Origin of the sequence: Hydrogenophaga sp. IBVHS2 (assembly GCF_002127215.1) — a bacterium.
Classification (GTDB): Bacteria; Pseudomonadota; Gammaproteobacteria; order Burkholderiales; family Burkholderiaceae_C; genus Hydrogenophaga.
Genome location: NZ_NFUT01000002.1, coordinates 119474 through 134047 on the forward strand (window position 1 = coordinate 119474; position 14574 = coordinate 134047).

The window sequence follows — 14574 nt, forward strand, 5'->3', positions numbered from 1 at the left end:
CGGTGACCCTGGATCCAGACACGCGGCTCGACGAAGCCTGTGGTCGAAGACATAGGAGGAGACATTCCATGACACACACCATTCCCCGTGCCGCGCTGGCGCTCGCCGGTCTGCTGGCTGCTGCCGCTGCGCATGCCCAGTCGTCCACGGCCGAGGGCATCGCCAAGTACCGCGAGATGCTGCAGGACGGCAACCCGGCCGAGCTGTTCGAGATGAAGGGCGAGGAGCTCTGGAAGCAGAAGCGGGGCCCGAAGAACGCGTCGCTGGAGCAGTGCGATCTGGGCAAGGGCCCGGGCGTGATCGCCGGTGCTTTTGTCGAGCTGCCGCGCTACTTCAAGGACACCGGCCGCGTGCAGGACCTGGAGACCCGCCTGATCACCTGCATGGAAACGCTGCAGGGCTTCAAGGCCGACGAGATCATGCGCACCCCGTTCGGTCGCGGCGAGATGGCCAACGTCACCGCCCTGGCCACCTATGTGGCCACCGCCTCGCGCGGCATGAAGTTCAACCTGCCGCAGAGCCATGCGCAGGAAAAGCTGATGTACGAGACCGGCAAGCGCCTGTTCTTCACGCGCGGCGGCACGCACGACTTCTCGTGCGCGTCCTGCCACGGCGCCGATGACAAGCGCATCCGCCTGCAGGACCTGCCCAACCTCACCAGGAACCCCGGCGACGGCATCGGCTTTGCCGCCTGGCCGGCCTACCGCGTGTCCAACTCCCAGATGTGGGGCATGCAGTTGCGCCTGAACGACTGCTTCCGCCAGATGCGCTGGCCCGAGCCCAAGTTCGGCAGCGACGCCACCCTGGCCCTGTCGGTCTACATGGGCGTGAACGCCAAGTCGGCCGAGTCCATCGTGCCTGCCATCAAGCGCTGAAGGGATATCCAGATGACTCCATTCGCCATCGTAGCCGTGATCGTGGCGGCCGTTGCAGCGACTACCCAGGTCGGTCAACCTTCTCCCGCCGAAGTCGAGAAGGCCTCCGCCACCATGCTGCAGCAGTCCTTCCAGGCGCGCGGCATTGCCACCCTCGACCGCCTCGATCAGGACCAGGCCAACGCAGCCTGTGCGACCGCCGAGATCGAAGGCAAGCCGCTGGACGAGAAGCTGGCCAAGGCCATCGAAGACGCCAACATGAAGACGGTCAAATGGCCGTCGGACGGCCAGTTCCTGGGCGACTGGAAGCAGGGCGAGGCCATTGCCCAGAGCGGCCGCGGCCTTACCTGGACCGACAAGGCCGGCGATGCCAACGGCGGCAACTGCTACAACTGCCACCAGATCAGCAAGGAAGAGATTTCCTTCGGCACCCTGGGGCCCAGCCTGTACCAGTACGGCAAGCTGCGCGGCGTGACCGACCCGAACAGCCCCGCCGCCCGGCCGATGCTGGAGTACACCTGGGGCAAGCTGTGGAACGCGCGTGCCTACAACGCCTGCTCGCAGATGCCGCGCGTGGGCCACAAGGGCATCCTGACCGAAGCCCAGCTGCGCCACGTGATGGCCCTGCTGCTCGACCCGGCATCGCCCGTCAATCGCTGATCGCCCCTGGCCCCGGAAGCCCAAGGCGCCCGGGGCTTTTCTCCGTCGTAAATATCAGTCATCAGTTATCAAGAAGGCCCCCATGAGCTTGAGCCGCCGCGAATTCCTGCAGATGCTGGCCGTGGCCAGCGCCACCGGCATGGCGCTGGATCACCACGACGTGCTGGCCGCGACCCCGGGTGCCGGCGAACGGCTGTACGACGTGCCGACCTTCGGCAACGTGAGCTTCCTGCACTTCACCGACTGCCACGCGCAGCTCACGCCCATCCACTTCCGCGAACCCAGCGTGAACCTGGGCGTGGCCGAAGCGGTGGGTCGCCCGCCGCACCTGGTGGGCGAGAAGCTGCTCAAGCACTTCAACATCCGGCCCGGCACCGCCAGTGCCCATGCCTTCAGCTACCTGGACTTCACCCAGGCGGCGCGCACCTACGGCAAGGTGGGCGGCTTTGCCCACCTGGCGACCCTGATCCGGCAGATGCGCGCCAGCCGGCCGCACGCGCTGCTGCTGGATGGCGGCGACACCTGGCAGGGTTCGGCCACCTCGTTGTGGACCAACGCCCAGGACATGGTGGACGCCTGCAAGCTGCTGGGCGTGGACATGATGACCTCGCACTGGGAGCACACCTTCGGGGCGAAGCGGGTGCAGGAGATCGTCGAGAAGGATCTCAAGGGCCACATGGAATTCCTGGCCCAGAACATCAAGACCACCGACTTCGAGGACCTCGTCTTCAAGCCCTACGCGCTGCGCGAGATGAACGGTGTGAAGGTGGCGGTCATCGGCCAGGCCTTCCCCTACACCCCGATCGCCAACCCCCGCTACATGGTGCCCGACTGGACCTTCGGCATCCAGGACGAACACCTGCAGAAGATGGTCGACCTGGCCCGGGGCGAGGGTGCGCAGGTGGTGGTGGTGCTCTCGCACAACGGCATGGACGTGGACATCAAGATGGCCTCGCGCGTGCGCGGCGTCGACGCCATCCTGGGTGGCCACACCCACGACGGCATGCCGGCTCCGGTGGTGGTGCGCAACGGCGGCGGGCAGACCCTGGTGACCAACGCCGGCTCCAACAGCAAGTTCCTGGGTGTGCTCGACTTCGACGTGCGCGGCGGCCGCGTGCAGGGTTACCAGTACCGCCTGCTGCCCGTCTTCAGCAACCTGCTCAAGGCCGACCCCACCATGCAGGCCTTCATCGATGGCGTGCGGGCCCCCTTCAAGGCCCGGCTGGACGAGAAGCTCGCCGTCACCGAAGACCTGCTCTACCGCCGCGGCAACTTCAATGGTTCGTGGGATCAGGTCATCTGCGACGCCCTGATGCAGAACAAGGGCGCCGAGATCGCCTTCTCGCCTGGCGTGCGCTGGGGCACCTCGCTGCTGCCGGGCGACGTCATCACCTACGAACGCCTGATGGACCAGGTGGCACTGACCTATCCGGCCACCACGCTCAACGAGTTCAGCGGCGAACAGATCAAGACCATCATGGAAGATGTGGCCGACAACATCTTCAACCCCGACCCCTACTACCAGCAGGGCGGCGACATGGTGCGCGTGGGCGGCATGACCTACACCATCCGGCCCACCGCCCCCATGGGCCAGCGCATCCACAACATGATGCTCAAGGGCAAGCCCATCGAGGCCGGCAAGAAGTACAAGGTGGCCGGCTGGGCCTCGGTGCAGGAAGGCGCCCAGGGCGAGCCCATCTGGGACGTGGTGGCCGGCTACCTGCGCGACAAGAAAGTGGTCAAGGGCGTGCGCATCAACAGCCCGCGCATCGACGGCATGAAGGGCAATCCGGGTCTGGCATGACAAAGCCCGCCGGCCTTGTGGGCGGGCGGGCTTTGCCTTGAAGTGCCCGCATATGGCGGGCCGCTTCAAGCCTTCATCAGAAGGTGTGGATCAGACCCAGGGCGTAGATGTCGCGCTGGCGAAGCTTGGTGCCGGCCGCGTCCTTGATGTCGCCGTTGGTCAGGGCTGCGTAGGCACGGGTGCGCTTGGACAGCGAGTAGGTGACGCCGGCCGAGAAGGCGCTGCCTTTTTCGAAGGTGGCACCCGCCTGCTTGGCCTTGGCTGTGCTGTAACCCACCGAGAAGTCGAATGCACTGACCGGTACGTTCACACCGACGCTGTAGGTGTTGGACTTGCGATCGGTCTGGTTCTTGGCCTGGTTCCAGCCACCGGACACGCGGAACGAGCCGAAGTTGTAAGCGGCAGCCAGGGTGTTGTACTCAATGGTGGTATCCACCAGTGTGGCGTTGATGTTCTTGTTCTCCTGGTAGCCGTAGCCGACGTCCAGGTCACCGGCCTTGTAGCGCAGGTTGAATGCCGTGATGTCGGTCTTCGCAGGTTTCGTGGCCTCTCCGAAGCCGTAGCTCGCGCCGAAGGTGAAGCCGCTGAACGACGGCGACTCGTAGCGGATCTGGTTGCTGGCCCGGTCGCCGTAGTCGGGCAGCGCGTTGGTGGCACCCGTGCCGCCGCCCACGCCGAAGACTGCCGGAACGGCACTGTTTGCATCAGCTCCCAGAATGGTTTCGGTGGAGGCCAGCTGACCCGAATCCCACAGGTTGCTGCTGGTGCTCAGATCGCGGATGTCGTCGAACGAGGTGTCATGCCGACCCAGTTTGATGGTGCCGAAGCCACCGGACAGGCCGACCACGGCAGCGCGGTTGCCCAAGGTGGTGGCACCCGGGGCATCCGGCGTCAGGCCGGTCTCGATGATGAACAGCGCGCTCAGCCCACCACCCAGGTCTTCGGTGCCGCGGAAACCGAGGCGGCTGGTGGTGATGTTGTTCGAGAACATCTGGTCCACGCTCGCCGGGCCGACGCCGGCAGCCACCGGACCCACCTTGGCCGAGCCGATGGAGGCGTCCAGACGGCCGTAAACCGTGACCGACGATTGCGCCATCGCGGCGCCCGACAGGGCCATGGCGGCCACTGCAATCAGTTGCTTGCTGTTCATTACCGGAGATCTCCAGGGGTTGTGTCATGCCGGTCGGCATGCATGCACCACAGGCACCGTGCCTGCGGCCGCCGCAGTATCGAAACCCCCGAATGCGGGTACCTTGCCGGGTACTGTGAGTTTTTGGTGTCCGCGCAACACCCTTGGTCGGCGCAAGAAAAAAGCCCCCCGGCCTTGCGACCGGAGGGCTTCAACGAACCTGGGAGAACCGGAATTCCGGTCGGTCAGGATCAGAAGGTGTGTGCCACGCCGACGGCGTAGATGTCGCGCTGGCGAGTCTTCACGCCGGCGGCGTTCTCGATATCGCCATTGGTCAGCAGCGCGTACAGGCGGGTGCGCTTAGACAGCGAGTAGGTCACGCCAGCTGAGAAGGCATCACCCTTCTCGAAGGTGCCTGCGGGACGCTTGGCTTTGGAGGTGCTGTAGCCCACCGAGAAGTCCAGTGCGTCGACCGGCACGTTCACACCGACGGTGTAGGTGTCGGCCTTGGTGGGGGTTGCGCCTTTGTTCTTGGCCTGGTTCCAGCCGCCGGAAACGCGGAAGGCGCCAAAGTTGTAGGCAGCAGCCAGGGTGTTGTACTCGATGTTGCTGGCCAGAGCGGTGTTGTCCTTGTTCTCCTGGTAGCCGTAGCCGACGTCCAGGTTGCCGGCCTTGTAGCGCAGGTTGAACGCGGTACGGTCCTGCTTGGTCGGTGCAGCAACTTCGTCGAAGGCGTAGCTGACGCCAGCCGAGAAGCCGCCGAAGGTCGGCGACTCGTAACGGATCTGGTTGCTGGCGCGGTCGCCGTAATCAGCCAGGTTGCCCACGCCAGCGAAGCCGGTGGTGCCCACGATGGTCTCGGTGGAGGCGAAGTTGGTGGAGTCCCACAGGTTGCTGCTGACCATCAGGTCGCGGATGTCGTCGAACGAGGTGTCGTGACGGCCCAGCTTGATGGTGCCGAAGCCGCCGGACAGGCCGACGAAGGCAGCGCGGTCACCCAGGCTGGAGGCGACGGGGCTGTCGACGCCAACGCTGGTCTCGATCGCGAAGATGGCCTTCAGGCCACCGCCCAGGTCTTCCGTGCCACGGAAGCCCAGGCGGCTGCTGGTCAGGCTGCTGTTGAACAGCTGGGTGTTGCTGGCGGGGCCCACACCGTTGGTGATGTTGCCGACCTTGCCGGAACCCACCGATGCGTCCAGACGGCCGTAAACGGTGACGGAAGATTGCGCCATGGCGGCGCCGGAAGCGGCCAGAACGGCCAGAGCAATCAGGCTCTTTTTCATGAGGATGTGACTCCGTGTGGAATGAGGTCAAGGCCGCGGGGCCTTCGTCTCCTGCACCGTGCAGGGGGACGGGAGTATTTTCCCCAATCACGTGGGACATTTTGTCGTTATGGAAAAAATAGCCGGGGTATTCACTGATTTACGACACCCCTCATGCCTCGGGCTTCTTTTCATATGTCTGACACATTGGTTCGGCCCCTGAACCCCCGCTCGAAAGCCCATCCATGAACCGCTGCAGCACCATCGAACTGCGCGACCTGCGCATCAACGCCGACATCGGCACCTATGGTCCGCACGACACCGTGCCCGACCACCACTGGCTCGACCTCACGCTGCACATCCGGCCCGATCTGGTGCTGATCGATGCCGACGGCATGGAGCGGGTGTTCGATTACGACCCGCTGGTGGTCGAGATCGATCGCCTGGCGGGGGATGGCCAATACGACACCCAGGAGCGCCTCATGACCCGCATCGTGCAGGCCTGCGCTGCCTACCCGGATGTGCTGGCGCTGGAGATCGGCCTGCGCAAGACGCCGGTGCGCGCCGGCTTGGGGTCGCTCGGCGTGCGCCTACGGCTGGATGCGGCGGGGCTGGCCGCATGGCGACCCCAGGTGTCCCGTGCCTGAGGGCGCCGGCTCATTTGTAGTGGGCGCGCTGGTCCGAGAAGCGTCGCACCCGGCGCCGCCAGGCCCGGTAGCTGCCCGGCGCCAGTTCGCGGCGCATCAGCGCCTTCACCTGGTCTTCGTTCAGACCGTGCTGGGCACGGATCTGCTCGAACCCCACATGGTCACTCAGAGCCATCTGGATGATCTCGCTGGCAGTGGCGGCATCCAGCGCCAGGTGAACGTCGGCCAACTCAGACCATCCGTGCCAGCACCCAGCCGGCCAGACCGATATGCACCAGCGTGATCAGCACCGATGCGCCATGCAGCCACGCGAAGCGCTTTTTCTGGCCGGCATCGGTGGCGGCATTGATGGCCGGCATGAGCAGCTGGCGCGTGGGCACCACCGTGATGGCGATGGCGGCCAGCAGCAGGGCCGACAGGCTGTCGATGCCGGCGCACAAGGCCGCACCCAGTGCTGCGGTGCCCAGCACGAAGAGGTAGAAGTGCGGAAACGCCGCCCGGATGGTGGCGCGGGCCTGCGGCATGGGCAGCGCGGTGAACAGGAAGGCGGCAAAGCCGAACGAGTAAAGCGTCATGCCGCCAAACAGCAGCGCGACGACCAGGACAGCGGCGATTTCCAGCATCGGGTTCGGCAAAACGGAGGGGGTCAGATACGGCGGGCCAGCACCACGGCCGCGGCCGATCCGCTGCCCACCACACGGCACCACAGCCGCAGTGGCCAGGATGGCGCGCCCGCCAGAGCGGCGGCTTCATCCCGGTGGTGGCATTCGTCGGCCTGGCACTGGATCAGCAGGGGCAGCAGGCCATCCGGCCCGCCGTGTGCGCGGATGTGGTCGATCTGCTGCTGGTAATGCCGGTCGACGAAGGTCTCCACCGCGGCGATGGTGGCGTACACCGCACGCCGTCCGGCCAGCGCCGGCAGAGCGCCGGTGAGCCAGCCCGCCAGCCGCCAGGGGCCCAGCAGGCGGCTGCGCTGCGCAGGCGGCAGCCAGGTCTCGATCAGGCGCAGGTGCTCGGATTCGGTGGCGCCATGCGCCTGGGCGAAGGCCAGCAGTTCGGCATCACCGCGCCGTCGGGCGACGGCGGCGATGCCCCGGTAGATCTCCACCGCGCCGGTCTCGCCCGCATGGTCGGAGCGCAGTTCGCGCACCAGATACGTTGACCATCCCGGACCGGACGCCTCGGCCGCCGGCTCCAGCCGCCGGGCCAGGGACTGCATGGCAGGGCGCACACGCAGGAAGCCGTTGTACGAACGCTCCATCAGCCACAGCATGCCGGGCAGACGCGAGAGCCGGGCCAGCCAGCGCCAGCCCGGCAGGCGGGCCCACATGGCCACAAAGGCAGCCGCTCCATCCAGCCGCGATCCATCGGCCTTCTGCACATGGAAGCGCGCCAGCAGGCGTTGTTGCTCGGCTTGCAGCGCTGGGTCGGTGGTCTGGCTGATGTCGACGAAGCAGAGTCCCGCTCCTCCGCTGCGCTGGGCCAGACCTTGCGCGTGTGCGATCTCGCGCCGGCACAGCGGACAGGCGCCGTCGTAGAGCACGGTCAGGGAGTCGTCGGGAGGGGCGGGCATGGGGGGCCATCCTAGTCGCCGCTGCCATGGCCGGCCGTAGGCCCGCAAAAAACCCCGCCAACCCAGAAGGGCGCGGGGTCTTGAAGGTGGTGCCGGAAAGAGGAATCGAACCCCCGACCTTCTCATTACGAATGAGCTGCTCTACCGACTGAGCTATTCCGGCACAGCCCGAGATTATAGCCAGCCACCCCGCCGGGGCGGGGCTGGCTCAGCGTTCCAGGTGGTAGGCGGTGACGCGCTCGACCTCGTTGCGCGAGCCCAGGATCACGCTCACGCGTTCGTGCAGCTTGGAGGGGACGATGTCCAGGATGCGCTGGCGGCCGTTGGTGGCGGCACCACCGGCCTGTTCCACCAGCCATCCCATGGGGTTGGCCTCATACATCAGGCGCAGCTTGCCGGCCTTCTCGGGTTCGCGCTTGTCCCAGGGGTACATGAAGATGCCGCCCCGGGTGAGGATGCGGTGCACGTCGGCCACCATGCTGGCGATCCAGCGCATGTTGAAGTCCTTGCCGCGCGGGCCTTCCTTGCCGGCCAGGCATTCGTCCACATAGCGCTTCACCGGGGCATCCCAGTGGCGCATGTTGCTCATGTTGATGGCGAACTCCTTGGTGTCGGGCGGGATCTGCACGTTCTCGCGGGTGAGCACGAAGGAGCCCTGTTCGCGGTCGAGCGTGAACATGGCCACGCCGTCGCCTACGGTGAGCACCAGGGTGGTCTGGGGGCCGTACACGCAATAGCCGGCCGCCACCTGCTGTGCGCCGGGTTGCAGGAAATCCTGCTCGCTCACGCCGGCGGTGCCGTCGGGCTTTTTCAGCACGCTGAAGATGGTGCCGATGCTGACGTTCACGTCGATGTTGCTGGAGCCATCGAGCGGATCGAACAGCAGCAGGTATTCGCCCTGCGGGTAGCGGTTCGGCACCAGGTAGATGCCTTCCATTTCCTCGCTGGCCATGGCGGCCAGGTGACCGCCCCATTCGTTGGCCTCGATCAGCACCTCGTTGGCGATGATGTCGAGCTGCTTCTGCACCTCGCCCTGCACGTTCTCGGAGTCGGCCGAGCCGAGCACGCCGCCCAGGTCGCCCTTGTTGACCGCCTGGCTGATGGTCTTGCAGGCACGGGCCACCACCTCCAGCAGCAGGCGCAGCTCGGCGGGGATCTTGCCGTCGACGCGTTGCTGCTCGACCAGGTAGCGGGTGAGGGAAATCTTCTTGCTCATGGGGTGGGCTTTCAGTCGGCCAGGGCGCGGGTGACCACCTCGCGCACATCGTTGCTGAGTTCGGTCTGGGCGGCCACGCGGGCAATCGCCTCGCGGGCCGCGCTGCGGTAGGGCTCGGCCAGCTTTTTCCAGCGGTCCAGGGCGCGGGCCAGGCGCGCGGCCACCTGGGGGTTGAAGCGGTCGATCTCGATCACGCGGTCGCTCCAGAACACGTAGCCGGCGGCGTCGGTGCGGTGGAAGGCGCCCGGGTTGGCGCTGCAGTAGCTGAAGATCACGCTGCGCGCCCGGTTGGGGTTGCGCAGCGAGAAGTCCGGATGGTTGAGCAGCTGCCGCACCGCCGGCAGGATGTTGCCGCCCCGGTCGGGCGCGCCGGCCTGCAGCGCGAACCATTTGTCCAGCACCAGGGCTTCGTGACGGAACAGGGTGTGGAAGCGGGTGAGCGCCTCGCGGGCCAGCGCATGGTCGCTGATGACCAGGGCCGAGAGCGCGTTGAAGCGGTCGGTCATGTTGCCGGCATCCTTGAAGCGCTGGTACGCCTTGCCAGGCCACACCGCATCGCCGCTGGCGCGGGCACCCAGGCACAGCATGGTCAGGGCCAGGCCGCACAGGGCACGGCGGCCGGCGCTGCGCGGGTCCGGGCGGTAACCGCCGCTGTCGCTGTGGGTGTCCAGGGCCCAGGCCCAGTCGTCGTGCAGGGCGGTGGCCAGCTGCTGGCGCATGGCCTCGCGCACGGCGTGCACCCGCTGCGGGTCGACCACCTCGAGCTGCTCCGAGATGTAGGTCTCGCTCGGGAAGGTCAGCACCAGTTCCTTGAAGGCGGCATCCAGCGTGTCGTGGCGCAACACGGCGCGCAGCGCGTCGATGACCGCACGGTCCAGCGGCATCGGGTTGACCGGGCCGGGTGTGGCGATGGCAGCCAGCGCGCGGCGCAGCACCAGGCGCTGACCGGCTTCCCAGCGGTTGAACGGATCGCTGTCGTGGGCCAGCAGGGCCAGCAGCTGGGCGTCGGTGTAGTCGTGCTCCAGCACCACCGGGGCCGAGAAGCCGCGCAGCAGCGAGGGCACCGGCTCGGCGCTCAGGCCGTCGATGCGCAGGCTCTGCTCCGCCTCGGTCAGCACGAACAGGCGCTGCTCGGCCGACAGCGGCAGGTCGCGGCCATCGGCATCCAGCAGCCCGATGGCCACCGGGATCACGAACGGCTGCTTGAGGGCGGCGCCCGGTGTGGGCGGGCACGACTGCGCAAAGTGCAGCGTGCAGCTGCCCTCGGCGGCATTCCACTCGGTGCGCACCTTCACGCGCGGCGTGCCGGCCTGGCTGTACCAGCGCTTGAACTGGGACAGCAGACGGGCCAGGGTGCTGTCGGGGTTGGCGTCGGCAATGGCCTGGGCGAAATCGTCGCAGGTCACGGCCTGGCCGTCGTGGCGCTCGAAGTAGAGCTTCATCCCCTTGGCGAAGCCGTCGCGCCCGACGAGGGTCTGCATCATGCGCACGACCTCGGCACCCTTCTCGTAGACGGTGACCGTGTAGAAGTTGTTGATCTCCACATACTGGTCGGGCCGCACCGGATGCGCCATGGGCCCCGCGTCTTCCGGGAACTGCGCGGTGCGCAGCACCCGCACGTCCTCGATGCGCTTGACCGCGCGCGCCGACGGGTCGGCGCACAGGTCCATGCTGAATTCCTGGTCGCGGAAGACGGTCAGGCCTTCCTTGAGCGAGAGCTGGAACCAGTCGCGGCAGGTCACGCGGTTGCCGGTCCAGTTGTGGAAGTACTCGTGGCCCACCACCGATTCGATGTTCGCGAAGTCGGTGTCGGTGGCGGTGGCGCTGTTGGCCAGAACGTACTTCGTGTTGAAGATGTTCAGGCCCTTGTTCTCCATGGCACCCATGTTGAAGTCGGCGGTGGCCACGATCATGAAGCGCTCCAGATCGAGCGGCAGGCCGAAGCGGGCTTCGTCCCAGGCCACGCTGGCCATGAGGGAGTTCATGGCGTGCTCGGTCTTGTCTATGTCGCCGGGGCGCACGAACACCTGCAGCAGGTGCTCGGTGCCGCTGCGCGAGACGATGCGCTGCTCGCGCGCCACCAGGTTGCCCGCCACCAGCGCGAACAGGTAGCAGGGCTTGCGGTGCGGGTCGACCCACTTGGCGAAGTGACGGCCGTCCTCCAGATCGCCGCTGTCCACCAGGTTGCCGTTGGACAGCAGCACCGGGTAACGGGTCTTGTCGGCGCGCAGCGTGACGCTGTAGCTGGCCATCACGTCGGGACGGTCCAGGAAGTAGGTGATGCGGCGAAAGCCCTCGGCCTCGCACTGGGTGAAGAAGGTGCCCTGGCTCACGTACAGGCCCATGAGCTGGGTGTTCTTGTCGGGCGCGCAGGTGGTGAAGATCTCCAGGTCGAACGGCGCCTCGCCTTCGGGCAGGTTGTCCAGCACCAGCTGGCCGTTGTCCATGCGGAAGGAGCAGCCGGCGCCGTTGACCAGCACCCGCGCCAGGTTCAGGTCTTCACCGTCCAGCCGTAGCGGCTGGGCGGCCACGGCGGTGTTGCGGCGCAGGCGCATGCGGTTGAGCACGCGCGTCTTGGCGGGGTCGAGGTCGAAGCTCAGGTCGACGGTGTCGATCCAGTACGCCGGGGGGCAGTAGTCTTCGCGCCGCACCAGGGTGCTGGGGCCTTCACGGAGGGACATCATGTTCAAACCCCTTGCTTGAGGGAGGCTTCAATGAAGGGATCGAGATCGCCGTCCAGCACCTTCTGGGTGTTGGAGATCTCGACGTTGGTGCGCAGGTCCTTGATGCGGCTCTGGTCGAGCACGTAGGAGCGGATCTGGTGACCCCAGCCCACATCGGTCTTGGTGTCTTCCAGCTTCTGCTGCTCTTCCATGCGCTTGCGCATCTCGAAGTCGTACAGGCGCGAGCGCAGGCGCTGCCAGGCCACGTCGCGGTTGCTGTGCTGGCTGCGGCCGTCCTGGCACTGCACCACGATGCCGGTGGGGATGTGCGTGAGGCGCACGGCCGAGTCGGTCTTGTTGATGTGCTGGCCGCCCGCGCCGCTGGCGCGGAAGGTGTCGGTGCGCACATCTGACGGGTTGATGTCGATCTCGATGGTGTCGTCGATTTCCGGGTAGACGAAGACGCTGGCAAAGCTGGTGTGGCGACCGCCCGAGGAGTCGAAGGGCGACTTGCGCACCAGGCGGTGCACGCCGGTTTCGGTGCGCAGCAGGCCGAAGGCGTAGTCCCCCTCGATCTTGATCGATGCGCTCTTGATGCCGGCGGTGTCGCCCGGGGTTTCTTCTTCCACCGTGGCCTTGAAGCCCTTGCGCTCGGCGTACTTGAGGTACTGGCGCAGCAGCATGCTGGCCCAGTCGCAGGCCTCGGTGCCGCCGGCGCCGGCCTGGATGTCCACGAAGCAGTTCAGCGGATCGGCCGGGTTGTTGAACATGCGGCGGAACTCGAGCTTCTCGACATCGGCCTTGAGGTTGGCGGATTCGGCCTCGATGGTCTCCAGGCCGGCGTCGTCGCCGTCGGCGGCCGACATCTCGAACAGTTCGAGGTTGTCGGCCAGTTCGCCGGTGAGGCGGTCGAGCACCACCACCACGTCCTCGAGCGATTTCTTTTCCTTGCCCAGTTCCTGGGCGCGCTTGGGGTTGTCCCAGACGGTGGGGTCTTCCAGCGCGCTGGAGACCTCCGAGAGCTTCAGGGCCTTGGCATCGTAGTCAAAGATACCTCCGGAGCTCGACGACCCGGGCGGACAGGTCTTCGAGTTGGCTTCGGATGGCGTTGCTGCGTTCGGCTTCCATGGCGTTGTTCCTGCGGTGTTCTGGGTAAAGACGGGATTTTCTCACGCCCCCGCCACCCGGCGCAGGCCGACGCTCAGAACCGCCAGGTCCCGCCGACCATGATGGCGGCCGTGCCGAGCAGCTGCACCTGCAGGGCGGCCTGATCGGTCAGGCGCCAGCTCACCGACGGGATGACCGCCGGCGAGAAACCGCCCACGTTCAGGGGCACCTTGTCCTTGTAGCGACCCACATAGCCGTAAATGATGCCAGCGGTCACTCCCACGCTGAGCTGCGGCACCGAGGGCAGCAGGCCGGCCCATTCCTTGCCCACGAAGGCGTAGGCGGATGGCTGGCCGAAGGAGTTGTTGAACAGGCTGAATCCGCAGAAGCGGCCATTCTCCAGCCGGCGGCTCAGGCTCAGCGCATGCACCGTGCGGTGCTCGGGCGAGTAGGTCCAGTGGTGGGTGTAAGGCGAATAGAACAGCTCGTACTTCGGCCGGGTCGGCTCGGCGTCGTCGCCCAGACCGGGGCAGAGGGTGTCGGTCGGTCCGGCGTGGGCCAGGCTGGCGGCGGACAGCGCGGCCAGGACCAGGAAGGCGCGAAGGGTGGGGCGGCAGGGGATGGACATCCCGGGAGTGTGCCTGTTGTGGCGGAAGTCTCTTGTGAACCGCCGCCGACCAGCCGCAACCAGGTGTATCCGTGCGGTTCAGCCCCCCGCCAGAAAGGCTTCCACCCGGCGGGCCAGCTCGGCCGGCTGGTCGTGGTGCAGCATGTGGCCGCAATCGGGCAGCCCGGTCTCCTGCAGATGCGGAATGTGGCGGATGCGTTCGCGGTAGTCGGCCAGGGTGTAGCGGTCCTTCCACCACTGGGCCAGGCTGTCGTCGCTGGCGGTGACCGACAGGGTGGGCGCGGTGATGCGCTCGTACACCGCCACCGCCTCGTCGGCCCGGTACAGGTAGGCGCTCACCACCTTGTGGGCGGCATCGCCCAGGATGGTCCAGCGCCCGTCCGGTCCGGGCGCCGCCCATTGGCCGGCCAGCCATTCGGCCTTGTCGGCCGGCAGGCGCGGGTTGGTCTTCATGAGGCGGCGGGCCACGCCCTGCACGTCGTCGTAGGTCTGCAGGCCCTTGCTGCCCGCACGGCAGTCCCGGATCTCGTCGAGCCATTGGGCGTAGCGGCCCGGCGCCTGTGCAGCGCGCGTGGCCGGCATGCCGAAGCCCTCCAGGTTGACCAGCCGGCGCACCCGCTGCGGCCGCACCCCGGCGTAGATGGTGGCCACGTTGCCGCCCATGCTGTGGCCCACCAGGTCCACCGGCCGGTCGGGCGACAGGTCATCGAGCAGGGCATCGAGATCGCCCAGGTAGTCGGGGAACCAGTAGCTGTCCACCGGCGGACCATCGCGCCGGGTCAGACCGAAGCCGCGCCAGTCGGGGGCCACGATCCAGCGGTCCTGCGACAGCGCATCCACCATGAACTGCCACGAGGCCGACACGTCCATCCAGCCGTGCACCAGCACCAGCGGCGGCGTCTGCGGGTCGGGTTCGCCCCAGACGCGAAGGTGATAGGACAGACCGCGAACCGGCCGGAATTCGCTGCGGGAGGGTCGACGTGCTTGGTACATTCGGCCGATCATAGAGA

At 66.9% G+C, this 14574-nt stretch carries 14 protein-coding genes and 1 tRNA gene; 4 read left to right on the forward strand and 11 right to left on the reverse strand.

The window, feature by feature from the left end:
- Window positions 1–68: 68 nt before the first annotated feature.
- The 3 genes from soxA to soxB all read left to right on the forward strand — a co-directional run bounded on the left by soxA (window position 69) and on the right by soxB (window position 3339).
- Window positions 69–875 carry a sulfur oxidation c-type cytochrome SoxA gene (gene soxA / locus CAP38_RS05305; RefSeq protein WP_086119877.1) on the forward strand — a complete coding sequence of 269 codons (807 nt, stop codon included), beginning with the start codon at window positions 69–71 and terminating at the stop codon, window positions 873–875.
- 12 nt (window positions 876–887) lie between these two features.
- The gene (gene soxX / locus CAP38_RS05310) at window positions 888–1535 is read left to right on the forward strand and encodes a sulfur oxidation c-type cytochrome SoxX (RefSeq protein ID WP_086119878.1); all 648 of its coding nucleotides are present in this window, start codon (window positions 888–890) and stop codon (window positions 1533–1535) included.
- Between the two features lie 82 nt (window positions 1536–1617).
- Window positions 1618–3339, forward strand: a complete 1722-nt coding sequence (gene soxB / locus CAP38_RS05315; RefSeq protein ID WP_086119879.1) for a thiosulfohydrolase SoxB — start codon at window positions 1618–1620, stop codon at window positions 3337–3339.
- A 76-nt stretch (window positions 3340–3415) separates the two neighbouring features.
- Here the strand turns inward: soxB and CAP38_RS05320 are convergent, their stop codons facing one another.
- Window positions 3416–4489, reverse strand: a complete 1074-nt coding sequence (locus CAP38_RS05320; RefSeq protein WP_086119880.1) for a porin — start codon at window positions 4487–4489, stop codon at window positions 3416–3418.
- 230 nt (window positions 4490–4719) lie between these two features.
- The gene (locus CAP38_RS05325; RefSeq protein ID WP_086119881.1) at window positions 4720–5751 is read right to left on the reverse strand and encodes a porin; all 1032 of its coding nucleotides are present in this window, start codon (window positions 5749–5751) and stop codon (window positions 4720–4722) included.
- A 224-nt stretch (window positions 5752–5975) separates the two neighbouring features.
- On the opposite strand from CAP38_RS05325, the gene CAP38_RS05330 reads away from it, so the two are divergent.
- Window positions 5976–6377: a dihydroneopterin aldolase gene (locus CAP38_RS05330; RefSeq protein WP_086119882.1), complete on the forward strand. Its 402-nt coding sequence runs from the start codon at window positions 5976–5978 to the stop codon at window positions 6375–6377.
- Between the two features lie 10 nt (window positions 6378–6387).
- Here the strand turns inward: CAP38_RS05330 and CAP38_RS05335 are convergent, their stop codons facing one another.
- The 9 genes from CAP38_RS05335 to CAP38_RS05375 all read right to left on the reverse strand — a co-directional run bounded on the left by CAP38_RS05335 (window position 6388) and on the right by CAP38_RS05375 (window position 14557).
- Entirely contained in the window at window positions 6388–6606 is a 219-nt protein-coding gene (locus tag CAP38_RS05335) for a DUF2805 domain-containing protein (protein WP_218776559.1), read from the reverse strand.
- A 1-nt stretch (window position 6607) separates the two neighbouring features.
- Window positions 6608–7000 carry a DUF4149 domain-containing protein gene (locus CAP38_RS05340; RefSeq protein ID WP_086119883.1) on the reverse strand — a complete coding sequence of 131 codons (393 nt, stop codon included), beginning with the start codon at window positions 6998–7000 and terminating at the stop codon, window positions 6608–6610.
- 23 nt (window positions 7001–7023) lie between these two features.
- Entirely contained in the window at window positions 7024–7950 is a 927-nt protein-coding gene (locus tag CAP38_RS15460) for a demethoxyubiquinone hydroxylase family protein (protein WP_086119884.1), read from the reverse strand.
- 87 nt (window positions 7951–8037) lie between these two features.
- Window positions 8038–8113, reverse strand: a tRNA-Thr gene (locus CAP38_RS05350).
- Window positions 8114–8158: 45 nt separating this feature from the next.
- The gene (locus tag CAP38_RS05355) at window positions 8159–9166 is read right to left on the reverse strand and encodes a class 1 fructose-bisphosphatase (RefSeq protein ID WP_086119885.1); all 1008 of its coding nucleotides are present in this window, start codon (window positions 9164–9166) and stop codon (window positions 8159–8161) included.
- Between the two features lie 11 nt (window positions 9167–9177).
- Window positions 9178–11850, reverse strand: a complete 2673-nt coding sequence (gene pepN, locus CAP38_RS05360; RefSeq protein WP_086119886.1) for an aminopeptidase N — start codon at window positions 11848–11850, stop codon at window positions 9178–9180.
- A gap of 2 nt (window positions 11851–11852) precedes the next feature.
- Window positions 11853–12957 (reverse strand): peptide chain release factor 2 gene (gene prfB / locus CAP38_RS05365; protein ID WP_143435755.1). Its coding sequence is split into 2 segments (ribosomal slippage): window positions 11853–12875 and window positions 12877–12957, totalling 1104 coding nucleotides; the frame shifts between segments, so codons are not numbered across the junction.
- A gap of 73 nt (window positions 12958–13030) precedes the next feature.
- On the reverse strand, window positions 13031–13564 hold the full coding sequence (locus CAP38_RS05370; RefSeq protein WP_086119887.1) for a hypothetical protein: 534 nt from the start codon (window positions 13562–13564) through the stop codon (window positions 13031–13033).
- Between the two features lie 78 nt (window positions 13565–13642).
- A complete protein-coding gene (locus CAP38_RS05375) occupies window positions 13643–14557 on the reverse strand; it encodes an alpha/beta fold hydrolase (protein WP_086119888.1) in 915 nt (304 codons plus the stop codon).
- Window positions 14558–14574 lie beyond the last annotated feature (17 nt).

Bases quoted from the DNA above. Each gene is read 5' to 3' on its own strand.
- CAP38_RS05375 (WP_086119888.1), bottom strand. From the start codon at position 14,557: ATGTACCAAGCACGTCGACCCTCCCGCAGCGAATTCCGGCCGGTTCGC.
- CAP38_RS05370 (WP_086119887.1), bottom strand. From the start codon at position 13,564: ATGTCCATCCCCTGCCGCCCCACCCTTCGCGCCTTCCTGGTCCTGGCC.
- CAP38_RS05340 (WP_086119883.1), bottom strand. From the start codon at position 7,000: ATGCTGGAAATCGCCGCTGTCCTGGTCGTCGCGCTGCTGTTTGGCGGC.
- soxA (WP_086119877.1), top strand. From the start codon at position 69: ATGACACACACCATTCCCCGTGCCGCGCTGGCGCTCGCCGGTCTGCTG.
- pepN (WP_086119886.1), bottom strand. From the start codon at position 11,850: ATGATGTCCCTCCGTGAAGGCCCCAGCACCCTGGTGCGGCGCGAAGAC.
- CAP38_RS05320 (WP_086119880.1), bottom strand. From the start codon at position 4,489: ATGAACAGCAAGCAACTGATTGCAGTGGCCGCCATGGCCCTGTCGGGC.
- CAP38_RS05355 (WP_086119885.1), bottom strand. From the start codon at position 9,166: ATGAGCAAGAAGATTTCCCTCACCCGCTACCTGGTCGAGCAGCAACGC.
- soxB (WP_086119879.1), top strand. From the start codon at position 1,618: ATGAGCTTGAGCCGCCGCGAATTCCTGCAGATGCTGGCCGTGGCCAGC.
- CAP38_RS05330 (WP_086119882.1), top strand. From the start codon at position 5,976: ATGAACCGCTGCAGCACCATCGAACTGCGCGACCTGCGCATCAACGCC.
- CAP38_RS15460 (WP_086119884.1), bottom strand. From the start codon at position 7,950: ATGCCCGCCCCTCCCGACGACTCCCTGACCGTGCTCTACGACGGCGCC.
- CAP38_RS05325 (WP_086119881.1), bottom strand. From the start codon at position 5,751: ATGAAAAAGAGCCTGATTGCTCTGGCCGTTCTGGCCGCTTCCGGCGCC.
- soxX (WP_086119878.1), top strand. From the start codon at position 888: ATGACTCCATTCGCCATCGTAGCCGTGATCGTGGCGGCCGTTGCAGCG.